18 protein-coding genes are annotated in these 23094 nt (G+C 64.0%); 7 read left to right on the forward strand and 11 right to left on the reverse strand.

Annotated features, from left to right (window positions below):
- Positions 1–61: 61 nt before the first annotated feature.
- Genes LDZ23_RS19780 through fdnG form a run of 3 tightly spaced genes read right to left on the reverse strand, consistent with a single transcriptional unit; the run spans position 62 to position 4722 of the window.
- Positions 62–712, reverse strand: a complete 651-nt coding sequence (locus LDZ23_RS19780; RefSeq protein ID WP_008352824.1) for a formate dehydrogenase subunit gamma — start codon at positions 710–712, stop codon at positions 62–64.
- Positions 699–1643: a formate dehydrogenase subunit beta gene (gene fdxH, locus LDZ23_RS19785; protein ID WP_008352823.1), complete on the reverse strand. Its 945-nt coding sequence runs from the start codon at positions 1641–1643 to the stop codon at positions 699–701. The genes LDZ23_RS19780 and fdxH overlap by 14 nt, the downstream gene beginning before the upstream one ends.
- A gap of 10 nt (positions 1644–1653) precedes the next feature.
- Positions 1654–4722 carry a formate dehydrogenase-N subunit alpha gene (gene fdnG, locus LDZ23_RS19790; protein ID WP_144403755.1) on the reverse strand — a complete coding sequence of 1023 codons (3069 nt, stop codon included), beginning with the start codon at positions 4720–4722 and terminating at the stop codon, positions 1654–1656.
- 354 nt (positions 4723–5076) lie between these two features.
- Between fdnG and LDZ23_RS19795 the strand changes: the two genes are divergently transcribed.
- From LDZ23_RS19795 to LDZ23_RS19805, 3 genes are all read left to right on the forward strand, one after another.
- On the forward strand, positions 5077–6411 hold the full coding sequence (locus tag LDZ23_RS19795) for a YihY/virulence factor BrkB family protein (RefSeq protein WP_008352820.1): 1335 nt from the start codon (positions 5077–5079) through the stop codon (positions 6409–6411).
- Between the two features lie 325 nt (positions 6412–6736).
- Positions 6737–7900 (forward strand): porin, encoded by a 1164-nt coding sequence (locus LDZ23_RS19800; RefSeq protein ID WP_008352819.1) that lies wholly within the window; start codon positions 6737–6739, stop codon positions 7898–7900.
- 240 nt (positions 7901–8140) lie between these two features.
- A complete protein-coding gene (locus tag LDZ23_RS19805) occupies positions 8141–9073 on the forward strand; it encodes a glycerophosphodiester phosphodiesterase family protein (RefSeq protein WP_008352817.1) in 933 nt (310 codons plus the stop codon).
- A gap of 6 nt (positions 9074–9079) precedes the next feature.
- On the opposite strand, the gene LDZ23_RS19810 is transcribed toward LDZ23_RS19805, so the two are convergent.
- The 4 genes from LDZ23_RS19810 to LDZ23_RS19825 all read right to left on the reverse strand — a co-directional run bounded on the left by LDZ23_RS19810 (position 9080) and on the right by LDZ23_RS19825 (position 13158).
- Positions 9080–9946: a proteasome-type protease gene (locus LDZ23_RS19810; protein ID WP_008352816.1), complete on the reverse strand. Its 867-nt coding sequence runs from the start codon at positions 9944–9946 to the stop codon at positions 9080–9082.
- A gap of 67 nt (positions 9947–10013) precedes the next feature.
- A complete protein-coding gene (locus LDZ23_RS19815; RefSeq protein ID WP_008352814.1) occupies positions 10014–10793 on the reverse strand; it encodes a transglutaminase family protein in 780 nt (259 codons plus the stop codon).
- 3 nt (positions 10794–10796) lie between these two features.
- Positions 10797–11750: an alpha-E domain-containing protein gene (locus tag LDZ23_RS19820; protein WP_008352812.1), complete on the reverse strand. Its 954-nt coding sequence runs from the start codon at positions 11748–11750 to the stop codon at positions 10797–10799.
- A gap of 1 nt (position 11751) precedes the next feature.
- Positions 11752–13158 carry a circularly permuted type 2 ATP-grasp protein gene (locus LDZ23_RS19825; protein WP_033536712.1) on the reverse strand — a complete coding sequence of 469 codons (1407 nt, stop codon included), beginning with the start codon at positions 13156–13158 and terminating at the stop codon, positions 11752–11754.
- A gap of 139 nt (positions 13159–13297) precedes the next feature.
- On the opposite strand from LDZ23_RS19825, the gene LDZ23_RS19830 reads away from it, so the two are divergent.
- Complete coding sequence (locus tag LDZ23_RS19830; protein ID WP_033536711.1) at positions 13298–14872, forward strand: 3'-5' exonuclease family protein; 1575 nt, start codon at positions 13298–13300, stop codon at positions 14870–14872.
- Here the strand turns inward: LDZ23_RS19830 and LDZ23_RS19835 are convergent.
- The gene (locus LDZ23_RS19835; RefSeq protein WP_008352806.1) at positions 14869–15612 is read right to left on the reverse strand and encodes an SDR family oxidoreductase; all 744 of its coding nucleotides are present in this window, start codon (positions 15610–15612) and stop codon (positions 14869–14871) included. The genes LDZ23_RS19830 and LDZ23_RS19835 overlap by 4 nt on opposite strands.
- Positions 15613–15733: 121 nt before the next feature.
- Between LDZ23_RS19835 and LDZ23_RS19840 the strand changes: the two genes are divergently transcribed.
- Positions 15734–16636 (forward strand): LysR family transcriptional regulator, encoded by a 903-nt coding sequence (locus LDZ23_RS19840; protein WP_033536698.1) that lies wholly within the window; start codon positions 15734–15736, stop codon positions 16634–16636.
- 141 nt (positions 16637–16777) lie between these two features.
- On the opposite strand, the gene LDZ23_RS19845 is transcribed toward LDZ23_RS19840, so the two are convergent.
- The 3 genes from LDZ23_RS19845 to LDZ23_RS19855 form a co-directional block, all read right to left on the reverse strand.
- Positions 16778–17239: an HU family DNA-binding protein gene (locus LDZ23_RS19845; RefSeq protein WP_008352802.1), complete on the reverse strand. Its 462-nt coding sequence runs from the start codon at positions 17237–17239 to the stop codon at positions 16778–16780.
- A gap of 198 nt (positions 17240–17437) precedes the next feature.
- On the reverse strand, positions 17438–18205 hold the full coding sequence (locus tag LDZ23_RS19850) for an endonuclease/exonuclease/phosphatase family protein (RefSeq protein ID WP_008352800.1): 768 nt from the start codon (positions 18203–18205) through the stop codon (positions 17438–17440).
- Complete coding sequence (locus LDZ23_RS19855; RefSeq protein ID WP_244808160.1) at positions 18202–20487, reverse strand: VTT domain-containing protein; 2286 nt, start codon at positions 20485–20487, stop codon at positions 18202–18204. Before LDZ23_RS19855 ends, LDZ23_RS19850 begins: the two co-directional genes overlap by 4 nt.
- A gap of 134 nt (positions 20488–20621) precedes the next feature.
- Here LDZ23_RS19855 and clcA point away from each other — a divergent pair, with 134 nt between their 5' ends.
- Positions 20622–21947 carry a H(+)/Cl(-) exchange transporter ClcA gene (gene clcA / locus LDZ23_RS19860; RefSeq protein WP_008352796.1) on the forward strand — a complete coding sequence of 442 codons (1326 nt, stop codon included), beginning with the start codon at positions 20622–20624 and terminating at the stop codon, positions 21945–21947.
- A 68-nt stretch (positions 21948–22015) separates the two neighbouring features.
- A complete protein-coding gene (locus LDZ23_RS19865) occupies positions 22016–23044 on the forward strand; it encodes an aldo/keto reductase (RefSeq protein ID WP_008352795.1) in 1029 nt (342 codons plus the stop codon).
- Positions 23045–23094 lie beyond the last annotated feature (50 nt).

Below are 23094 nucleotides of genomic sequence, written 5' to 3' on the forward strand. Positions count from 1 at the left end.
GCAAAACGGATATGAAATGGACCGCACCCCGCACGTATTGGCCCAACGTCGCGCCGGATTTCTACTTCCCGATCATCTCCCTGAACCACCGCGGATGATGCTTGCGCGCCCATCCATACGTGACAGTGCCGCGCGTCATCGCGCCGATCGAACCCTTCACCCAAAGCGCCGCATAGATATGCACGATGATCGACACGATCAGCACGAACGCCGTCGCCGCGTGCACGACGGATGCAAGACGAATCACGGTAATCGGGAAATAGAACGCGAAGTATCTGCGCCAGATCACGATGCCGCTCACGAGCAGCAACACGAGACTCGCCACCATCACGAAGAACAACAGCTTTTGCCCGGCGTTGTACTTGCCGATCTCAGGCAGGCGATCCTCGCGATTGGTGAGCACGTCGTTCATCTGCTTCATCCACTGGACGTCGTTCTTGTCCAGATAGTTGTGATGCCAGAAGCGCAGCGCAAGGATCATGAAGGAGATGAACATCACGCAGCCGACGAACGGATGCAGGATGCGCGTCCATTGCCCGCCGCCGAACACGGCATAGAGCCATGCCATCGACGGATGAAACATCGCGAGTCCGGACAGCGCGAGCAGCACGAAGGTGATCGCGGTGATCCAGTGATTCGTGCGCTCGTTCGGCGTGTAGCGCACGATCAGCCGATGGCCCTTCACGTCACGCAGTTCGCTATCGTGTTTCATCTGTACGCTCCTGTCCGCCTTCACGCCGACGCTGCACTTCTTCCGCTTCGCGATGCGCTTCGAGTTCGTCTTCCTCGCTGACTTCGTTCGGCCCGACGCGCGTGTAATGGAAGAAGCCCGCAAACGCCGCCAACGCGATGCCGATCATCGCGAGCGGCTTCGTCACGCCCTTCCATATCGACACGAGCGGACTGATGTGCGGATCCTTCGCGAGCCCGTGATACAGCTCCGGCTGATCCGCGTGATGCAGCACGTACATCACATGCGTGCCACCCACGCCCGCCGGATCGTAGAGGCCCGCGTTAGCAAAGCCGCGCTCCTTCAGATCCTCGACGCGATCGGCCGCCTGCTGCTGCATGTCGACCTTGGTGCCGAACATGATCGCGCCGGTCGGGCACGTCTTCACGCACGCGGGCTCCTGCCCGACCGCGACGCGATCCGAACATAGCGTGCACTTGTACACGCGATGATCTTCCTTCGAAAGCCGCGGAATATTGAACGGGCAGCCGGTAATGCAATAGCCGCAGCCGATGCAGTTCTCCTCGTGAAAATCCACGATGCCGTTCGTGTACTGAATGATCGCGCCCGGCGAAGGACACGCCTTCAGGCAACCCGGATCCTCGCAATGCATGCAGCCGTCCTTGCGGATCAGCCATTCGAGGTCGCCCTTCGGATTTTCGTATTCGGTGAAGCGCATCACCGTCCACGAATGCTCCGTCAGGTCGCGCGGATTGTCGTAGATGCCGGTCGTGTGACCGATATCGTCGCGCAGGTCGTTCCACTCCATGCACGCCGTCTGACACGCCTTGCAGCCGATGCACTTCGACACGTCGATGAGCTTCGCCACCGTGCCCGTCACCGGCTCGCGTATTTGCGTCTGCGGCACGGTCGTCGCGGAGAGACGCTTGATATCGAGCGATTGCAGAGCCATCTCGTCCTCCCTATGCCTTCTCGACCTTCACGAGGAACGACTTGAACTCGGGTGTCTGCGAGTTCCCGTCGCCCACGGAAGGCGTGAGCGTGTTGACGAGATAGCCCGGCTGCGTGAGGCCCTTGAAGCCCCAGTGCAGCGGCAGGCCGACGGTGTGCACCTTCTTGCCCTCCACAGTCAGTGGTTTGATGCGCTTCGTGACGAGCGCCACCGCGACGACATGCCCGCGATTGCTCGACACCTTCACGCGATCCCCCGCGACGACGCCGACTTCCTTCGCATGCTCCTCGCCGATCTCCACGAACTGCTGCGGCTGCACGATCGCGTTGAGCCGCGCGTGCTTGGTCCAGTAGTGGAAGTGCTCGGTGAGGCGATACGTGGTCGCGGTGTCCGGGAACTTGTCGGCGGTGCCGAACGCGGCGCGATCGTCGGGGAAGACGCGCGCGGCCGGATTGCTCGTCACCGCCTTGTTGTCGGGGAAGAACGGGTTATGGCCGAGCGGTGTCTCGAACGGCTCATAGTGCGCGGGGAACGGGCCTTCGTTCATGCCGTCGCGTGCGAAGAATCGCGCCACGCCCTCCGGATTCATGATGAACGGACTCATGCCCTTGTCCGGCGGTTCGTCGACCTTGAAGTCGGGGACATCCGGACCGCCCCACGCGCGCCCGTTCCACGCGACGAGCTTTCTCGACGGATCGAACGGCTTGCCGTTCACATCGCACGATGCGCGGTTGTACAGCACACGCCGATTCGCCGGCCACGCCCACGCCCAGCCGAGCGTCTGCCCGATGCCCGTCGGATCGGAGTTGTCGCGCCGGCCCATCTGGTTGCCCGCCTGCGTCCACGATCCGCAGAAGATCCAGCATCCGCTGGCGGTCGAGCCGTCGTCGCGCAGTTGCGCGAAGCTCGCCAGTTGCTCGCCGCGTTTGGCGAGGACCTTCGTCTGATCGGTCGGATCGGTGACGTCGGCGAGCGCGCGGCCGTTGAACTCCATCGCGATTTCCTCCGGCGTCGGGCTTTCCGGGTCCGCGTACGGCCACGTCATCTTCAGGATCGGATCGGGATATTTGCCGCCCTTCTCCTGATATGCCTTGCGCATGCGCAGCCACAATCCCGACATGATCTCGAGATCGCTTCGCGCTTCGCCCGGCGGCGTCGTGCCCTGCCAGTGCCATTGCAATACGCGCGACGAACTGACGAGCGAGCCGCGCTCTTCGGCGAAGCAACTCGTCGGCAGACGGAACACTTCGGTCTGAATCTTCGACGAATCGACATCGTTGAATTCGCCGTGATTCTTCCAAAACTCCGACGTCTCGGTCGCGAGCGGATCCATGATGACGAGCCATTTAAGCTTCGACAGGCCGAGCCCGATCTTCGCCTTGTTCGGCGCCGCCGCAAGCGGATTGAAGCCCTGGCAGATGTAGCCGTTCATCTTGCCCTGCGCCATCAGCTCGAAGACCTGCAGCATGTCGTAGGACTTGTCGAGCTTCGGCAGCATGTCATAGCCGAAGTTGTTGTCGGCCGTCGCGTTATCGCCCCACCACGACTTCATGAAGCTCACGTAAAACGCCCGATAGTTCTTCCAGTAGCTCAGTTGATTCGGCCGCAGCGGCTGCGACGCGCGCTTCTTGATGTAGTCCTCGTATTCCTGCTCGCCTTCCATCGGCAAGGTCATGTAGCCGGGCAGCAGATTCGACATCAGGCCGAGATCGGTCAGGCCTTGAATGTTCGAGTGCCCCCTCAGCGCATTCATGCCGCCGCCCGCGATGCCGATATTGCCGAGCAGAAGCTGCACCATCGCGCCCGTGCGAATCATCTGCGCGCCGACTGAGTGATGCGTCCAGCCGAGCGCATAGAGAATCGTGCCGGCGCGATTCGGCGCCGCGGTCGTCGCGAGCATCTCGCAGACCTTGAGGAACTTGTCGGTCGGCGTGCCGCAAACCTTCGTCACCATTTCCGGCGTGTAGGCGGCGTAGTGCTGCTTCAACAGGTTGTAGACGCAGCGCGGATGCTGCAAGGTCGGATCGGTCTTCACATAGCCGTCGTCGCCGCGCTCGTAATCCCAGCTCGTCTTGTCGTACTTGCGATGTTCCGCGTCATAGCCCGAGAACACGCCGTCCTTGAACGCGAAGTCCTCGCGCACGATGAACGACATGTCCGTGTAGTTCTTCACGTACTCGTGCTGGATCTTGTCGTTCGTGAGCAGATAGTTGATGACGCCGCCGAGGAACGCGATGTCCGTGCCGGTGCGAATCGGCGCGTAGAAATCCGCGACCGATGCCGTGCGCGTGAAGCGCGGGTCCACGACGATGAGACGCGCGCGCCGATGCGCCTTCGCCTCGGTCACCCACTTGAAGCCGCACGGATGCGCCTCGGCTGCATTGCCGCCCATCACGAGAATCAGGTCCGTGTTCTTGATGTCGACCCAATGGTTCGTCATCGCTCCACGGCCAAACGTCGGGGCAAGACCTGCCACCGTCGGGCCATGTCAGACACGCGCCTGATTATCGAATGCGAGCATTCCCCAACTGCGCACCGTCTTGTGCGTCAGATAGCCAACTTCGTTGCTTCCCGCCGACGCCGCCAGAAAGCCCGAAGTCAGCCATCGATTGACCGTCTTGCCGTCGGGCGTCTTCTCGACGAAATTCGCATCGCGATCTTCCTTCAACAACTCGGCGATGCGATCGAGCGCCTCTTCCCACGAGATGCGTTTCCACTCGTTCGACCCCGGCGCGCGATGCTCGGGATACGTCAGCCGGCTCGGGCTATGTATGAAGTCGATGAGCGATGCGCCTTTCGGGCAGAGCGTGCCGCGATTGACCGGATGATCCGGATCGCCTTCGATGTGGATGATGCTCGATTTTGCGTTCTTGGCGTTGTCGCCGAGACCGTACATGAGGATGCCGCACCCGACTGAACAGTACGGACAGGTGTTGCGCGTTTCCGTGGTGCGCGACAGTTTGTATTGCCGGACTTCTGCGAGCGCGGGAGCCGGAGAGAAGCCCATTGCCGCCAGGCTCGAACCGGCGAGCGTGCTCGCAGAGACCTTGAGGAACTGTCGCCGTGACATTTGGAGCATGATTGCCCTCGGCGCGTCGTAATGTGGGTTACTGGGTTACTGGGTTACTGGGTTACTGGGTTACTGGGTTACTGGGTTACTGGGTTACTGGGTTACTGGGTTACTGGGTTACTGGGTTACTGGGTTACTGGGTTACTGGGTTACTAAAGTATATGGTGCCCGATTACATCCCGCAGACAGGTTGACACGGTATTTGCACCAATCACAGGTCTTGCGCGCGTTGCATGCAACGAATACTTCATACGCAACCTTGTCGCTTTAGCAAGCGCCGCGCCTGGCCACGCATGTTCTGGAATGGAACGTGCTCGACGGGGTGAAACATTCGCGCTCCATTCATCGAACCGAGAGGTCGCCATGAGTTCCGTCTCAACCCAGAAGATCGAAGCGGTGGTGAAGAAAGACGCTTCGTGGGCGCTCGGCGCGCTGAAGCAGTTCTCGGAAGACCGCTGCGCCGCGATGGCCGCGAGCATCGCGTTCTACTCGGCGTTCTCGCTCGCGCCGACGCTCGTCATGGTGATCGCCGTCGCGGGCTGGATCTTCGGACCGGAGGCGGCGCGCGGGCAACTTTTTCATCAAGTGAACGGACTCATCGGCGATCAGGCCGCGGCGGGCGTGCAGAGCATCGTCGAGAACGCGCATCGCAGCAGCGGGACCGGCATCGCCGCGATCATCTCGTTCGTGCTGCTCGCGGTCGGTGCATCGGCGACGTTTTCATCGCTCAACACGGCGCTCAACATCGTCTGGCCGATGAGCGGCGAGCAGCGCTCCAGCATCATGACGCTGGTGCGCGTGCGGCTCGTGTCGTTCGGGCTCGTGCTCGGCGTCGCGTTTCTGCTGATCGTCTCGCTCGTGCTCGATACCGCGATTCAGGCGGTCGGCATGTGGCTGTGGGCAAATTCGCCGTTCGTGATCGTCGGCGATGTCGTGCAGCTCGTGGTCGGGCTCGCGATTCTCACCGCCGCGTTCGGCGCATTGATGAAGTTCCTCCCCGATGCGCCCGTGCAATGGCGCGATGCGCTCGTCGGCGGGCTCGTCTCCGCGCTGCTTTTCTCGGCGGGCAAGAAGCTGTTCGCCTTGTATCTGACCCACGCGGGCACCGCGAGCGCGTTCGGCGCGGCGGGTTCGCTCGCCGTGCTGCTGATGTGGCTGTACTTCTCCGCCGCCGTGCTCCTGCTGGGCGCGGAATTTTCGGCGGCGCGCGCGCGAATGCACGATCCGCGCGGCGCATGGGGACAGCAGAACAATGGCCGCGTGCCGCCGGGCAGCCGCGCGAAGATTGGCTCGCTGCTCGCGGCCTCGACGCGCACGGCTGTGCCGGTCGCGGGCGCCGCATCCGCCGCCGCGCCGCTCACGCCGGCAAGCGCTCCTGACGATGCCCCCGCCACGGCGAGCGCGCGCCGCGCGATCGGCGCCCGCGCACAACACGCGCAACAACTGACGGGACAGGCGCGCAAGAAGGTATCCGCCGTCGCGCGGGCGCTGGCGTTGTCGCGCAAGCTCGCGCGCGCCGAATCGACGGCCACGCGCGCCACCGCGCTCGCGATGGTCGGCGCTGGCCGCAAGGCATCGCATGCGAATGCTGCGGTGCGGCGGCATCCGTGGCGCGCGGTGCTCGTGGCGGCAGGCGCGGGAATGGCGCTCGCATTGCTTTCGCGTCGCGATGCCGCGCGTGAAAACGACCGAGGCTGAGGCGCTTGCGCGCTATGTCGCGCGGCTGTCCGTCGAATCCGAAAGATCGCGCGCCGGGAAAGCGATTTGTTATTTGAAAAGCAAGTAATCGAATATCGGCGTCCGGAAAATCCGATTCAAATGTCCGATTGCGCGCGGAACTTTTCCGCGATAGCCCTGTCTGCCAAAATTCCCCTTGCGACTGCCTGAGAACCTTGACAGGCGGGCTTCACGCCCAAGTGTGTGTTTTTCGAGACAGTCAATATTTTTTCGTTTCTGAAGTTACGAAACGTTGCGTTATTCTCTGCGCCGGCAACAACGATTAATCATTCGCGTGGAGAATTCGATGAAACGAATCGCACTGACGTCCCTCTCGCTGGCGCTGCTCGGCGCAGCAGGCGCGGCGCAAGCACAAACGAGCGTGACGCTCTATGGCGTGATCGATACCGGTCTCGCATATGTGAGCCACGCCAACGAAAACGGCGACCATCTGTTCGGCATGGTCAACGGCACGCTGTCCGGCCCGCGTTGGGGCTTGAAGGGTCAGGAAGACCTCGGTGGCGGCCTCAAGGCAATCTTCCAGTTGGAAAGCGGCTTCGATCCGGGCACGGGTCAGTCGAACCAGGGTGGTCGTCTGTTCGGCCGTCAAGCGTTCGTCGGTTTGAGCGGCAACCAGTGGGGTACGGTCACGTTGGGTCGTCAGTATGACCCGTCGGTCGACATGGTTCAGGGCCTCACGGCCGACAACTACTGGGGCGCTGCCTTCGCAACGCCGGGCGACGTCGACAACTACGACAACAGCCTGCGCGTGAGCAACGCCGTCAAGTACGTGTCGCCGGTGTTCTCCGGCTTCCAGTTCGAAGGCATCTACGGCTTCAGCAACCTCGCGGGCGCTACCGGCCAGGGCCAGACCTGGGGTGCCGCTGCAACGTACGGCAACGGTCCGTTCTCGTTGGCCGCCAGCTACCTGTACGTGAACAACCCGACGGCTGGCCGCACGACCGGCACCACCGGCTGGAACAGCCCGTCGTCGGATTCGCTGTTCAACACGGTGATCAACGTCGGCTACCAGACGGCCCACGCAGTCGCCATCGCGCGCGGCGCAGGCCAGTACGTGTTCGGTCCGTTCACGGCCGGCGCTTCGTACAGCTTCGCTCAGTACAAGAACGACGGCAGCTCGACGTTCACGGAACAAGAGAAGTTCAACGTCGCCAACGCGTACCTGAACTTCCAGCTGACGCCGGCAACGCTGCTCGGCCTGGGCTACACGTACACGCACGGCAGCGGCGACACGTCGGCGAACTACCACCAGGTTTCGATCGGCGCGGACTACTCGCTGTCGAAGCGCACGGACGTCTACGCTGTCGGCGCGTATCAGCACGCAAGCGGCACGCAGCGCAACGCGGACGGCTCGACGCAAGAAGCGCAAGCTTCGATCAGCGACTTCGGTTTCGCAAGCGGCCGCAGCCACCAGGAACTGGTGCTCATCGGCCTGCGCCACAAGTTCTAAGAACAACCGACTGGCGTGGCACGCGAGTGCCGCGCCGGAAGGACAGCAGCATCCTCGAACAGCCATCGGTTTTCCGATGGCTGTTTTTTTTCGCGTCCGAAAGCGGCAAGCGCAACAAAGTGTTGAATCAACCGCGTGCGCGTCATCCCGCCCGGACAACGGCGGCAGAATCGGCCGAATCTCAATGCCCCGGGGGTTCGCTGAATGCCGCTTCGCTCAAGACTTCTGGCTCCGCTTGCAATGGCCGCGTGCATCGCCGCAACCGCTTGCACGACAGCCGCGCATCGGTCCGATACTGCGCACGCGTCCGCCTTGCCGATGATCATCGCGCATCGCGGCGGCGCAGCCGATTACCCGGAGAACACGCTGATCGCCATCCAGGGCGCGCTGCACAATCGCGCCGATGCGATCTGGCTCACAGTGCAACTCACCCGCGATGGCGTGCCGGTGCTCTATCGCCCGGCCGATCTCTCGACCAACACGGATGGCAACGGAACGGTCGCGGACCACGACTTCGGCGCGCTGCAACATCTCGACGCCGGACGGAACTTCGCCCTCGCCGATGGAAACGGCGTGACGCGCTATCCGTATCGCGATCACGCGCTGCGTATTCCATCGCTCGCGCAGGCGTTGCGCGTGATTCCGCCCGACGTACCCGTGATGCTCGACATGAAGGCATTGCCCGCCGGACCTCAGACGGCGGCGGTCGCGCGCGTGCTGGACGAGGAAAACGCGTGGTCACGCGTGCTGATCTATTCGACCGATGCCGCCTATCAACGGGCCTTCTCGGCCTATCCGCAGGCACGTTCGCGGCTGTTCGAGTCGCGCGATGCGACACGCGCCCGCCTCGCCTACGTGGCGCTCGAATCCACGTGCAAGGACGCACCGTCGCCCGGAAGATGGACCGCGTTCGAGTATGCGAGAAAGATGGAATTGGTCGAAACGTTCACGCTCGGGGAAGCGCGCTCGGCGGTGACGTCGAGACTCTGGACGCCCGCAGCGGTGCAGTGCTTTCGCACCAGAGGCGAGACCCCGATCCTCGCGATCGGCATCGACAACGCCGACGATTATCGCGCCGCCGCCTGTATCGGCATGACGGCCGTGCTCACCGATTCGCCGCGAAAGATGCAAGCGGTCAGGTCGGGCATTGCGCTGCCGCTGCCGTGCCCCTGAAGCCGCTCACTGATGCGGCGCGTTGCCGTTCGATTCGACGTCTTGCGCGAGCGTCTGCGCGGGCGCGCCCGGGCACGGCAGATCGCCGATGACGAGCCGCGGCACCGTGCTGCGCGTCTCGCGCGGACGCAGCGGAACATTGTCGAGCTCGGTCCACGAAGGGTTCGGAATCTCGCCGAAAAGCTGCCTCAGACGCTCGCCCCAGGTCTTGTTGATCATCTGGTAGTACGCGCTGTTGTTGTCGAGCGTGGCGAAGCGCGTGACGCGCAGCGAGTCCTTCTCGTAGACCAGCAGATCGAGCGGCAGACCGACCGAGAGATTCGAGCGCAGCGTCGAATCCATCGAAATGAGCGCGCATTTGGCGGCTTCGTCGAGCGGCGACGACGGCGTGATGACGCGATCGATGATCGGCTTGCCGTACTTCGATTCGCCGATCTGGAAATACGGCGACACGCGCGTCGATTCGATGAAATTGCCCGCCGCGTAGATCATGAAGAGTCGCGGCGGCTGGCCGAAGATCTGTCCGCCGAGGATGAAGCTGCAATTGAAGTCGACGCTGAATTCAGCGAGCGACAGCGCGTCGCGCCGATGCACCTCGCGCACCGCATCGCCGACGATGCGCGCGGCTTCCGCCATCGTCTGGACGCTATACAGCGTGGGCGCGTTCGGATCGGAGGGCTCCACGAGCAGATGCGTCACCGCCTGCGTCAAGGCGAGATTGCCCGCCGCGAGCAGGACGAGTACGCGCTCTCCCGGCTGTTCGAAAACAGCCATCTTGCGCGCGGCGCTCACGTGGTCCACGCCGGCGTTGGTGCGCGTGTCGGACAGGAACACGAGTCCCTCGTCCACGCACATGCCCACGCAATAAGTCATGTCGATCCGTCCTGAAACAAGCAAACCCACATTGTACTGAGCGCGACCGCGCGTCGCATCGATGCGTTCACTGATCCGGCGGTGTATCGATGCTCACATGCACCGTCAGCGTTTCCTCCTTCCCGCCGACGCGCGAGCCGCGCACCGGCGCCGCCGATTCGTAATCGCGCGCGACGGCAAGGCGGCAATGACGCTCGCCCGCGAACGCCGCCCGGGTCGCATCGATCGACACCCAGCCGTGCTCGATCCACACGTCGGTCCAGGCGTGCACGTCGGCATCCAGATAGCCGCTCACGCAGCGCGCCGGCACGCCCCGCGCGCGGCAGCACGCGAGCATCAGATGCGCGAGATCGCGCGCATCGCCGAAGCCGCTCGCGAGCGCCTGCGCCGCCGTGCCCGCCGCATACGCCGGCTCCTTGCGATACCGCACGCGCTCGCCGATACGCTCCGTCAGCGCGATGAGCGACGCGGGCGTATCGAGCGCGTCGACGCCGTGCGCGAGCTCGCGGATCGCGGCATCGGGCGCGGTAAGCCGCGTGGGACAGGTGAAATGTTCGAGCGGAATCGGACCGGCTTCATCGAAGAGACGGCCATCGGATAAAGCCTCCGTTTCGATCCCGCCCGCCACGCTCGCATGAATCTCGCTGTGCGGCTTCGTCAGCACGAGCGTGTGCAGCGCGTTGCCGTAGGCGTCGCGCGTGAGGTCGAGCTTGCCCGGCGCTTCGACATGCCAGTGCCGCACGATCTGCGACGCGCCGCTCGCCGGACTCACGCGAAACTGCTGGATCGAATACGTGACCGGCGTGGCGTAGCGATAGCGGATGTCGTGGCGAATGGTCAGCAGCATGATTCACGCGATCGGCAACATGAGGAAGGTGTGCATCACGCGCAGGCCGAGTTCGTCGACACGCTTGAGAAACTGCGTCAGCCACGCGTGCACGCCCGTTTCGAGTATCTGGCGGATGTCGGCATACAGCACATCGGCGCGCAGCTTGCCCGCGAAACGCTCGCATTCCTTCGACGCGTCCGTGCGCAATTTCGCGAGCGTGTCGCAGACGCCGTCGAGCGATGCCAGCAGCGAACGCGGCATCTGCTCGTTGAGGATCAGCAGTTCGACGACGCGCGCGGGCGTCACGACATCGCGATACACCTTGCGATAAATCTCCAGCGCCGACACGGAACTCAGTATCGACGTCCAGTAGTAGAAGTCTTCGAGCTGCCGCGCGGCTTCGCGCGAGTTCGGCGTGGCATCGGCGAAACGGACATCGAGAATGCGCGCCGTGTTGTCCGCGCGTTCGAGATACGCGCCGAGCTGCATGAAGAAAAACGCGTCGTCGCGCAGCGCGGTGCCCTGCATCACGCCGCGGCACAGATTCGAGCGGTACTTGACCCATTCGAACAGTGCATCCGGGCTCGTTTGCAGTTCCATGTTCGCGAGGCGCTGAGTGAATTCGAGCCAGGTGAAGTTGATCGTTTCCCAGCCGTCGGTGGTGAGCGTGCCGCGCACCGCGCGCGCATTTTCGCGCGTCGCCTGCAGGCACGAGAGGATGCTCGACGGATTGCGCGCATCGGCGACCATGAAGTGCAGCATGTCCTCGCGCGAGCGCGATCCCGGATGACGCGCGTCGAACATGTCTTCCAGCTCGGATATCTTCAGCACCGAACGCTGCGCGCGCGCTTCCTGCTCGGGCGTTTGCGGCAGGAGCGCGCCTTCCATGTTGATGTCGAGCATGCGCGCGGTGTTCTCGGCGCGCTCCATGTAACGCGCCATCCAGAACAGGTGATCGGCGGTTCGGCTCAGCATGTCATTCGACCATCCACGTATCTTTGGTCCCGCCGCCTTGCGACGAATTGACGACGAGCGAGCCTTCGCGCAGCGCGACGCGCGTGAGGCCGCCCGCGCACATCGACACTTCGCGGCCCGACAGCACGAACGGCCGCAAATCGATATGACGCGGCGCGATGCCCGCCTCGACGAAGGTCGGGCACGCGGAGAGCGCGAGCGTCGGCTGCGCGATATAGCCTTCGGGCCGCGCGAGCAGCAACGCGCGAAAGGTTTCGATCTCCTCTTGCGTCGATGCCGGCCCGACGAGCATGCCGTAGCCGCCCGCGCCGTGCACTTCCTTCACGACGAGCTCCGGCAGATGCGCGAGCGTGTACGCGAGATCGTCGGGCTTGCGGCACTGAAACGTCGGCACGTTGTTCAGGATCGGCTTCTCGCCGAGATAGAACTCGATCATGTCGGGCACGAACGGATAGATCGATTTGTCGTCGGCGATGCCGGTGCCCATCGCGTTGGCGAGCGTCACGCGCCCCGCGCGATACGACGTCAGCAAGCCCGGAATGCCGAGCGCCGAATCGGCGCGAAACGCGAGCGGATCGAGAAAGTCGTCGTCCACGCGGCGATAGATCACGTCGACGCGGCGCGGGCCGTGCGTCGTCCGCATGAAGACATAGTTGTCGTCGACGAAAAGATCCTTGCCCTCGACGAGTTCCACGCCCATCTGCTGCGCGAGGAAGGTGTGCTCGAAGTACGCCGAGTTGTACATGCCGGGCGTCAGCACGACGACCGCCGGATCGTCGACGCCTTCAGGCGCGATCGAACGCAATGTTTCCAGCAGCAGGTCGGGATAATGCGCGACCGGCGCGACGCGGTTCTGCACGAAGAGTTCGGGAAAGAGCCGCATCATCATCTTGCGGTTTTCGAGCATGTACGACACGCCCGACGGCACGCGCAAATTGTCTTCGAGCACGTAGAACTCGCCCGCCGCGCCCGCGCGCACCACATCGACGCCCGCGATATGCGCGTAGACGTCGAGCGGCACGTCGACGCCCTGCATTTCCGGCCGATATTGCGCGTTCGTGTAGACCTGTTCGGCCGGAACGCGCCCGGCGAGCACGATGTCGCCGTCGTGGTAGATATCGTGCAGAAAGAGATTGAGCGCCTGCACGCGCTGCCGCAAACCGGCTTCGAGCACGCGCCATTCGTCGCCGGGAATGATGCGCGGAATCATGTCGAAGGGAATGAGCCGCTCGGTGCCGGACAGATCGCCATTCACCGCGAACGTGATGCCGACGCGCCGGAACAGCACGTCCGCTTCGGCGCGCTTTCTCGCGATGGTTTCGGGGCGCTGCTGCGCGAGCCAGCGTGAAAACCGCGCGTAGTGACTGCGCACGGTGTCGTCCTGACGCATTTCATCGTAGATCTGCATCATTGCGTCCTTCGTTTTTTTACCGCATTTCCTTGCAGTATCGGACGAAAGTGCGCGACGTGCGCCACTTTTTTAGCGCGCGTTCATGGTGCACGGCCGTTTCGCGCTAGACTGCCCGCTCAACGCTCAACGTTTCATCATGTCCGACGCTTTCGAAGACGAAGCCGATTCCCTCGCCGATGCCCTTCTCGCAGGACTCGTGCGCCCGATCGTTTTCGTCGATCTGGAAACCACCGGCTCGAACGCGACCGAGGACCGCATCACCGAAATCGGCGTCGTTGAAGCGAGCACGGCGGGCATCGAGCGCTGGAGCGTGCTCGTCGATCCGGGCGTGCCGGTGCCGCCGTTCATCGCGCGCCTGACCGGCATCGACGACGCCATGCTGCGCGGCCAGCCCACCTTCGAATCGCTCGCGCCCGCGCTCGCCGAGCGGCTGCACGGCAAGCTCTTCGTCGCGCACAACGCGCGCTTCGATTACGGCTTCCTCAAGAACGCCTTTCGCCGCGCGGGCATCGCGTTTCGCGCGGATACGCTGTGCACGGTGCGGCTGTCGCGCGCGCTCTTTCCGTCGGTCGAAAGACATGGTCTCGATGCGCTCATCGCGCGGCTGAATCTCGCGCCCGAAGGACGCCATCGCGCGCTCGCCGACGCCGACCTGCTCTGGCAGTTCTGGCAGAAGATTCACGCGCTCTATTCGCAGGATCTCGTCGACGCAGCCATCAAAACGCTCGTGCGCCGCGCGAGCTTGCCCGCCGCGCTGCCCGAAGGCGCGCTCGATGCGTTGCCGTCGGCGCCCGGCGTCTATCTCTTTCACGGCGACGACGACGTGCCGCTCTATGTCGGCAAGAGCATCAACCTGAAACAACGCGTTGCGGCGCATTTTTCGGGCGATCACAGGCTTCAGAAGGACTTGTCGATCTCGCAGGCGATCCGTCGCATCGAATGCCGCGAGACGGTCGGAGAGCTCGGCGCGCTGCTGCTCGAAGCGAAGCTCGTGAAGGAGCTGAAGCCGACGCACAATCGCTTGCTCAAAGGCGCATCGGCAACGTGTGCGTGGCAGTGGCTACCGGGCGCGCATGCGCCGACGCTCGTGAAGGCGAACAAACGCGATCTGTCGCGCGAGGAACATCTCTTCGGCGTGTTCGCGTCGCGCGCGAAAGCGCATGCGTTCATGCGCCATCTGGCGGATGAACACAATCTCTGTCACGCGACGCTCGGCCTCGAAAATGCGCCGCTTTCGCCGGGGCGCGGCTGCTTCGGCTATCAGGTGAAACGCTGCCTCGGGTCGTGTGCGGGAATCGAAACGCTCGCGGATCACGCCTCGCGTGCGCTCGATGCGCTCGAAGGCGCGCGCCTCGTGAAATGGCCGCACGAAGGGCCGATCGCCGTCTGCGAGCGCGATGAAGCATCGGGTCGCGAAGCGTGGCACGTAATCGATCGATGGTGCTATATCGGCACATGCGCGACACGCGACGGCATCGCGCCGCTCCTCGCCGACTCGCCCGACCTACGCCCGTTCGACTCCGATGTGTACAGCCTGATCGCGAAGCGCCTCGCGCCGGAACAACTGCAATGGATCGCATGCGATGCGCGGCCTGCGTTCCAACTCGTCGTACAGGACGCGCCCGCGCGCGCCGCCGTCACACAGCAGACGAAACGCGCGACGACGAAGCGCCGCGCACCCGCCGACGACCAGTTCCCGCTGATGCTTTAAGCGATGCCGCCGTTCGCGCGCAGCACCTGCCCGTTGACCCAGCCCGCATCCGGCCCGACGAGAAACGCGACGATCGAGGCGATATCGTCCGGCTGACCGAGACGTTCGAGTGGCGGCATCTTCGAGAACGTGGCGATCTGCTCGTCGGTCTTGCCCTCGAGAAACAGCGACGTCGCCACCGGTCCGGGCGCGACCGCATTCACCGTGATGCCGCGTCCGCGCAACTCCTTCGCGAACACATGCGTGAACGATTCGACCGCCGACTTCGTCGCGTTGTAGATCGCGTAGCCCGGCATGTTGAGCGCGAGCGTCGTGCTCGAAAAGTTCACGATGCGCCCGCCGCCCTTCATGCGCGCCGCCGCTTCGCGCAGCGTGTTGAACGTGCCGCGCACGTTGATATCGAACGTCTGGTCGTAAAGCGCATCGCTCGTGTCGGCGAGCGGCGCGGTCTTCAGAACGCCCGCGTTGTTGACGAGCGCATCGACTTTGCCGAGCTGCGCTTCGACGGTCTCGAACATGTCGCGCACGTCGTCGGCTTTGGCGACATCCGCTTTTACGGCGATCGCCGTGTTTCCCGCTTCGCGCAATTGCACGACGAGCGCATCCGCTTCCTTCGCGCTCGACGCATAGTTCACCGCGACCGCGAAGCCGTCGCGTGCAAGACGCCGCGCGATCTCGGCGCCGATGCCGCGCGACGCGCCCGTGACGATCGCCACGCGTTTCGATTGAGTCTGACTCATGATGGGCTCCTCAAAGTGGCTGTTCGATGAGAAGCATGATGAATCATTCCGTTTTCGCGATCATCGTGCGTGGATTAGTATCATCGTTCCAGTAGCTTTAACAATTCACCGCCCATTCGCCATGGATCGATTCCAGGAAATGCAGGTCTTCGTGCGTATCGCGGAGCGGCACAGCTTCACGCAAGCGGCCGACGATCTGCAGATACCGCGCGCCACCGTCACTAATCTGATGAAGCGCATGGAAGAGCGGCTCGGCGCGCGCCTGCTCGAACGCACGACGCGCACGGTGCGCCTCACGCCCGATGGCGAAGAGCACTATCGGCGTTGCGTGCGTCTCATCGCCGATCTGGAAGAAGCGGAAGGCTCGTTCAAGCACGCGGAGCCGAAGGGTTTGTTGCGCGTGAATTTGCAAGGCACGCTCGCGCGGCATTTCATCATGCCGGGACTGCCCGCGTTTCTCGAGCGTCATGCGCAGATCGAACTGCATATCGGCGAGGACGACAGGCTCGTCGATCTCGTGCGCGAAGGCGTCGATTGCGTGCTGCGCGCGGGCATGTTGCAGGATTCGTCGATGATCGGCCGGCGCGTCGCGCTGCTCGAACAAGTCACCGTGGCGAGTCCCGCGTATCTCGCGCGTGAAGGCACGCCGGATGATCTCGAAGCGCTTGCATCGCATCGCGCGGTGAACTTCGTATCGAGCGCGACGGGTCGCGCATTGCCGCTGGAGTTCAGCGTCGACGGGCGTATCGAGACCATCGAATTGCAGGCGTCGGTTTCGGTGTCGGGCGTCGAACTCTATACGCAAGCCGCGCTCGCCGGACTCGGCATCGTGCAGGTGCCGCGCTATCACGTCGACGATGCTTTGAACAATGGTCGTCTGCGACTCGTGCTTCCCAACCTTCCGCCACCACCGATGCCTATCTCCGTGCTGTATCCGCATAACCGGCAGCTCTCCGCGCGCGTACGGGTTTTCGCGGATTGGTTGAGCGAGATCTTCGCGCCTTTCAACGCGCGCGCGTCATAAGGAAAGCAAAAGCAAGGAACGCAAAAGCAAGGGACGAGAAAGCAAAAGAGGCCAGCATCCCAATGAAGGGAAGCTGGCCTCTTGTTCGACGCGCTTCGATTTCGCCAACGAAACCGAAGCCGTGATGCCGGCGAAAGATACTTAAGCCGCTGCGTCCTTCAGCTTCTTCAGCGCGCGCGCCTTGATGCGAACGCTTGCCGGCTTGGCCGGGAACCAGCGCTCCTCGCCCGTGAACGGGTCCTTGCCGAAGCGCTTCTTCTTCGCGGCCACGGCTTGCGCGGTGATCTTCAGCAGGCCCGACAGCGTGAATTCGCCAGCGCCCTTCTTGTGGATCGAACCGAGGATGGTGTCTTCCAGCGCGACCAGCACGGCCTTCACCGCTTTCACGTCGACAGCGGCGCGATCTGCGAGATGCGTTGCGAGCGATGCCTTCGTGAACGTGTCCTTGATCGGCGTGGGAGCGCCGCTCGTGGTCTTCTTCGCGGCTACTTTCTTCGCGGCAACTTTCGGTGCTGCTGCTTTCTTCACCGGTGCGGCAGCGGTCTTCGCCGTGGCCTTCTTGGCCGGGGCTTTCTTGGCAGCGGTTTTAGCGGAAGTCGGCATGTTTCTCCTACCTGTTTTTGGTCAGTGATATTCGAATACGTTCGCACCGATGCGTTCGTATCACGCCGGATTCTACATAGGCCAAGCGAGTTCGTGCGAGTCTTTTGCGCTTTTATATCGTTTTTATAGGGGTTTTTCGTGGCGTCGCGCTGACACGCAAGTCATGGAGCCGCGTTTACATCGCATACGTCGCGCGCTTTATCGCTGCATCGACGATGCAAATGCGCGATGCGCGATATGCGCGATGAGCGGATAGTGATCCGATGCGATACGCGAAAGCGGCGTGCGATGCACATCGACACGCATGAGACGTTCGCCCGGATGCACCCAGATGCGATCGAGCGCGAAGAGCGGATAGCGCGTCGGAAAGGTGCGTAACGCACTCGCGCGATGAAAGTGCGTGACGAGCCGCCGCAACGTGCGGCCATAGACGAACCATTCGTTCAGATCGCCGAGCAGGATCACGGGCAGCGCGGGCGTATCGAAGCTTTGCAGCACTTGCTCCACTTGCGCGCGCCTTTCGCTCGATGCAAGCCCGAGATGCGTCGCGACCACACGCCAGAGTTCGCCGCCGCAATCGATGTCGGCATCGAGCGCGCCGCGCGGCTCGCGGCTCCTGAACGAAAGATCGAGCGTGCGGACCGCGCGCACCGGATAGCGCGTGAGCACTGCGTTGCCGTAACGCCGTTCGGGCGTGTCGAGCGTCGGGCCCGCGACCGCGTTCAGGTTCGTCATGCGTTGCAGCACGTCGAGCACATCGGGCGCGCCGCTGCCGCCGAGCGGCACTTCCTGCAGCGCGAAGATGTCCGCATCGATCTCGGCGAGCACTGCGCCGATGCGTTCCGGCGCGAACTTGCCGTCGATGCCTATCGCGCCATGCAAGTTGTATGTGGCGATGCGCAGCTCGCGTGCGCGCGCGTCCTTCATATATTCGCGTTCGATGACGGTCTCGTGCATCAGCGTCATGAGTTGACCTCGTCGGGGCGCTCGTTTTTCGTCGATGATTCGCGCGGCATCGTGCCGTTCTCGCGCAGTTCGCTCGCGCGTTTGGCTTCGTCGCTGGCGCGCGATTTGTCCGCATCGCTCGGTGCGCCTTCGTGCGCGTCGTGACGATTCTTGCCACCGAGAAAGCGCTGCAGCAGCAGCGACGCGCCGATCAGCGCCGCGCCGATGCCGATCAGCACCGCGAACGAGCCGACCGTCGGCCGATGCAGCGACGCGACGAACTGATGCGCGAACGCGACCGTCAGAAAGATGCCGGGGCCCATGCCGAGCATCGTGCCGATCATGAAGTCGCGCATGCGGATATGCGATGCGCCCGCCACGAGATTGACGATCGCAAATGGTGCAACGGGCAAGATCCGCAACACGACGACCGCGACGATGCCGCGCTTCGCCACGCGTTCGGACAGCCGGTTGACGCGCGCGCCCGCGAGCTTGCGCACCGCGTCACGGCCGAGCCAATTGCCAAGGGAATACGATATCGCCGCTGCAATCGTCGTGCCGATGAACGCATAAGCCGCGCCCCAGGACGCGCCGAAAACGATGCCCGTCGTCGCGATCAGCAACGTGATCGGCACGGCCATGACGGCCGCGATGACATAGCCGAGCACGATCCAGACCGGCGCGAGCGGCAGCGAATCGATATGGCGCGTCGCGTTCGTGAGCGACTTCAGGTTCACGTAATCGCCGAGCGGCGTCCAGTGCCACAGACCCGCGACGACCACGACCATCAGCGCGAACATGCCGAGCAGCGCGAAGCGGCCGATGAGCGGACGCGTCTTTTCCGCAGGCACGAACTGATCGACGAGGTCGTCGGCGGCGATCGGCGTTTCGGGATCGATCAGCGCCTCGGGCGGAATCAGCTGGTCGAGCTCCGTCGACACTTGCGGATCGAGCGGCACCATCGTGCGATGTTCGTCGCGGTCGCGCAACAGCGCCTGAATTCCCGCATTCGTGCCGTTGCGCGCCTCTCGTTCGCGCACCACATCCGCGATATCGCAACCGAGATGCTCGGCGAGCAGCGTGTCGCGCATCGTCGCGATCGCGCGGCGGATACGCGCATCCGCGCCCGCATCGATCGAGACGTTGCATTCGCTGTCGAGGACCATCGAGCGATTGTTCAGATTGGCCGAACCGACGATCAGCAATTCGTCGTCGACGATCATCAGCTTGCTGTGCACGTTGACGATCGCGTCGCCGAGCTTCGGCACGCTCGGGCACAGCAGCCGATAACGTCCATGCGCGTCGGCGTTTTTCAGAAGCCTGTGCAGGCGCGCGCGCAGCACGCCCATCGTCACTTCCTGAAGCCAGCCGCTCTGATTGCGCGGCACGACGATCGTGAGATCGGGTCCGTCCTCGCGCGCGAGCGAATCCGCGAGCGCCGCGCCGATCGTCCCCGAAGTGAAGTACTGGTTCTCGATATAGATGCTGCGCCGCGCCCGCGCGATGGCGTCGAAATACTGCGTGCGAATCTGCTGCACCGGTTCGCGGCCGAGATAATCCGGCTCGGTGAGCGAGATGGCGATATCGACATCTTCGAGATCGACGCGTCGCGAAGGCGGCCACGGATCGTTCTGCAGCGTCGCCCGATGCGCGCGAATCGCGAGGCGCTTGCCGCATGCGCGGGCCCATCGTTCGCGTGCGAGCTGGCCGATTTCGCGCGCGGCGTCGCCATCGAACATCGTGTGGACGTCGTGAAACGGCTGATATGCCGCGCCGTTCGCATCGCGGCGCAGCGGCTCGTCGGGCGCGTGCGCGGACGTGTCCCAGCGCGAGCGCGTGAGATCGAGTCCGCCGACGAATGCCACGCGATCATCGATCACGACGATCTTCTGATGCTGCGATCCGCCGAGCGGATGCTTGCCGTCCATCTGGAACGCGATGCGCCGGTGCGTGCGCCAGCCCATCTTGTAGACGGGCAGCCATTCGCGCTCGAATGCGTAGAGCATCGCGAAATCCCACGCGAGAATGTAGATGCGCAGACGCCGCTTGTCGCCCGCGAGCGCGTGCAGAAAATCGCCGAGCGCTTCGGGATAGCCGTCGTCCGCGCCTTCGGGCGTGAGCTTCATGCGGCTATCGATATCCCAGCCGAGGATGAACACCGTGCGCTCCGCGCGCGTGAGCGCCTCGCGCAGCACGCGGAAATAATCGGCGCCATCGATGAGCAGACTGAAGCGATCTGCGTGACGCACGCTCGCGCAATTGCGCCCTGGCTGAAAAAACGGCTCGTCGTTTGCGTGGTTCATGTGCCTCTGTGTGCCTCTGCATACCCCGCGACGGGCTTCGCGGCGAAATAACTTTCGTTTTGCAAGCCCCATGCCCGCCGCGCCGCGCGATGTTACGCTTCGTTGCACATGCCGATTCCGGAGCGACATGCGCGATGAACGATAACGAAGTCACCAATCAGGACGATGAGCGCGCAGGACTCGTTCCGCTCGCGGCGGCATCGGTGGTCGTCGGGGCGGCGACGGGCGCGATCGGCGTGCTCTTTCGCTTCGCGCTCGAACGCGGCGATATCTGGCGCAACGCGTTCGTCGCGTGGGCGCACGCGGGCCACGATGCGGCGATCGTGCTCGTCGTGCTCGCGGCGACGGCGGCATCCGCGCTCGCCGCATGGCTCGTCGCGCGTTTCGCGCCGATGGCGAGCGGCAGCGGCATTCCACACGTCGAAGCGGTACTGCACGGCAGCGTGCCGCCCGCGCCGCTCGTGCTCATCCCGATCAAGTTCGTGGGCGGCGTGCTCGCCATCGGCGCGGGGCTCGCGCTCGGCCGCGAAGGTCCGACCGTGCAGATGGGTGCATCGATCGCACATGCCATCGGCACGTCTTTCAGGCGCAATGCCGGCGATTGCCGTGTGCTGCTCGCGGCCGGCGCGGGCGCGGGGCTCGCCACGGCGTTCAATGCGCCGATCGCGGGCGCAGTGTTCGTGCTCGAAGAACTGATGCGCCGTTTCGATACCCGCACGGCGGTCGCGGCGCTCGGCGCATCGGCGAGCGCGATCGCGATGGCGCGTCTGCTGCATGGCGATCTGCCCGACTTTCATCTGCCCGCGCAGCCGTTTCCCGGCTTCGAGATGACCGGCGCGCATCTCGTGCTCGGCCTGTTGCTGGGGCTGCTCGGCGCGCTGTACAGCCGCGTCATTCTCTGGACGCTCGATGTCGCCGACTCGATCGCGCCGCCCGCATCGGTGAAACATGCGACGGCGCGCGCCGCCGTGGTCGGCGCGGCGGTCGGCCTGCTCGCGTGGTTCGCGCCGGCTCTCGCCGGCGGCGGCGATGCGCTCACCGAGCGCGCGCTGCTCGGCGCGGGAACCGTCGCGAGCGTGACGGCGATGTTCGCGTTGCGCTTCGTGCTCGGCCCGGTGTCGTATGCGGCGGGCACGCCAGGCGGCCTTTTCGCGCCGATGCTCGCGCTCGGCGCGCAGACGGGCCTCGTGTTCGGCCGCGTGTGTCTCGACTGGTTTCCCGGCATGGCGAGCCCCGCCGGCGACACCGCCACGTTCGCGGTGGTCGGCATGGCGGCGTTCTTCGTCGCGGTGGTGCGCGCGCCGGTGACGGGCATCGTGCTCGTCACGGAAATGACGGCGAGCTTCACGCTGCTTCTGCCGATGCTCACCGCCTGCTTCACCGCGATGATCGTGCCGATGCTCCTGCGCGTGCCGCCGATCTACGATTCGCTCGGCGAACGCGCGGCGCGGCATCGCTGACGCGGACGCTGCATGCGTCGAGCCGTTGCGGTAGTCTCGTCGATGGACTTCATCCACGAGGACACGCAATGGAATATCGACATCTCGGTGCTTCGGGCTTCAAGGTTCCCGTCCTGAGCTTCGGCACCGGCACTTTCGGCGGCAAGGGCGAACTCTTTCAGGCGTGGGGCGAGACCGACGTGAGCGAAGCGCGCAAGCTCGTCGACATCTGCCTCGACGCGGGCGTGACGATGTTCGACACCGCCGACATCTACTCGCGCGGCACGTCGGAATCGATACTCGGCGAGGCGCTCAAGGGCCGGCGCGACAAGGTCATCGTCTCGACCAAGGCGACCTTCCGCTTCGACGACAACGACCCGAACGCCGTCGGTTCGTCGCGCTTTCATCTCATCAAGGCCGTGAACGGGGCACTGGAACGCCTGCAAACGGATTACATCGACGTGTTCCAGTTGCATGGCTTCGATGCGAAAACGCCCGTCGAAGAGACGCTTTCCACGCTCGACGATCTCGTGCGCGCCGGAAAAATCCGCTATACGGGCGTGTCGAATTTCTCGGGCTGGCATTTGCAGAAATCGCTCGATGTGGCCGACCGTTACGGTTATCCGCGCTATGTCGCGAATCAGACTTACTACTCGCTGATCGGCCGCGACTACGAATGGGAGCTGATGCCGCTCGGCATCGATCAGGGCGTCGGCGCGATCGTCTGGAGCCCGCTCGGCTGGGGACGCCTCACCGGCAAGATTCGGCGCGGCCAGCCGCTGCCCGCGACGAGCCGTCTGCACAAAACCGCCGACATGGGGCCGCCGGTGCCGGACGAATATCTGTACCGCGTCGTCGATGCGCTCGACGCCATCGCCGAGGAAACCGGCAAGACCGTGCCGCAGATCGCGCTCAACTGGCTGCTGCAGCGCCCGACGGTCGCGACCGTGCTGATCGGCGCGCGCAACGAGGAGCAACTGCGGCAGAACCTCGGCGCGGTCGGCTGGAACCTCACGGCGGAACAGGTGAAGAAGCTCGATGAGGCGAGCGCGGTGCGGCCCGCGTATCCGTACTGGCATCAACAGGGATTCGCGGAACGCAATCCGTTCCCCGTGTAAGGAGGTTGGCTGGGCGCGACGGCCCGTCGCGTCCGGACACCGTACAGGAA

Source organism: Caballeronia zhejiangensis (genome assembly GCF_022879815.1).
GTDB lineage: Bacteria > Pseudomonadota > Gammaproteobacteria > Burkholderiales > Burkholderiaceae > Caballeronia > Caballeronia zhejiangensis.

Bases quoted from the DNA above. Each gene is read 5' to 3' on its own strand.
- LDZ23_RS19780 (WP_008352824.1), bottom strand. From the start codon at position 712: ATGAAACACGATAGCGAACTGCGTGACGTGAAGGGCCATCGGCTGATC.
- fdxH (WP_008352823.1), bottom strand. From the start codon at position 1,643: ATGGCTCTGCAATCGCTCGATATCAAGCGTCTCTCCGCGACGACCGTG.
- LDZ23_RS19795 (WP_008352820.1), top strand. From the start codon at position 5,077: ATGAGTTCCGTCTCAACCCAGAAGATCGAAGCGGTGGTGAAGAAAGAC.
- LDZ23_RS19800 (WP_008352819.1), top strand. From the start codon at position 6,737: ATGAAACGAATCGCACTGACGTCCCTCTCGCTGGCGCTGCTCGGCGCA.
- LDZ23_RS19805 (WP_008352817.1), top strand. From the start codon at position 8,141: ATGGCCGCGTGCATCGCCGCAACCGCTTGCACGACAGCCGCGCATCGG.
- LDZ23_RS19810 (WP_008352816.1), bottom strand. From the start codon at position 9,946: ATGACTTATTGCGTGGGCATGTGCGTGGACGAGGGACTCGTGTTCCTG.
- LDZ23_RS19815 (WP_008352814.1), bottom strand. From the start codon at position 10,793: ATGCTGCTGACCATTCGCCACGACATCCGCTATCGCTACGCCACGCCG.
- LDZ23_RS19820 (WP_008352812.1), bottom strand. From the start codon at position 11,750: ATGCTGAGCCGAACCGCCGATCACCTGTTCTGGATGGCGCGTTACATG.
- LDZ23_RS19825 (WP_033536712.1), bottom strand. From the start codon at position 13,158: ATGCAGATCTACGATGAAATGCGTCAGGACGACACCGTGCGCAGTCAC.
- LDZ23_RS19830 (WP_033536711.1), top strand. From the start codon at position 13,298: ATGTCCGACGCTTTCGAAGACGAAGCCGATTCCCTCGCCGATGCCCTT.
- LDZ23_RS19835 (WP_008352806.1), bottom strand. From the start codon at position 15,612: ATGAGTCAGACTCAATCGAAACGCGTGGCGATCGTCACGGGCGCGTCG.
- LDZ23_RS19840 (WP_033536698.1), top strand. From the start codon at position 15,734: ATGGATCGATTCCAGGAAATGCAGGTCTTCGTGCGTATCGCGGAGCGG.
- LDZ23_RS19845 (WP_008352802.1), bottom strand. From the start codon at position 17,239: ATGCCGACTTCCGCTAAAACCGCTGCCAAGAAAGCCCCGGCCAAGAAG.
- LDZ23_RS19850 (WP_008352800.1), bottom strand. From the start codon at position 18,205: ATGACGCTGATGCACGAGACCGTCATCGAACGCGAATATATGAAGGAC.
- LDZ23_RS19855 (WP_244808160.1), bottom strand. From the start codon at position 20,487: ATGAACCACGCAAACGACGAGCCGTTTTTTCAGCCAGGGCGCAATTGC.
- clcA (WP_008352796.1), top strand. From the start codon at position 20,622: ATGAACGATAACGAAGTCACCAATCAGGACGATGAGCGCGCAGGACTC.
- LDZ23_RS19865 (WP_008352795.1), top strand. From the start codon at position 22,016: ATGGAATATCGACATCTCGGTGCTTCGGGCTTCAAGGTTCCCGTCCTG.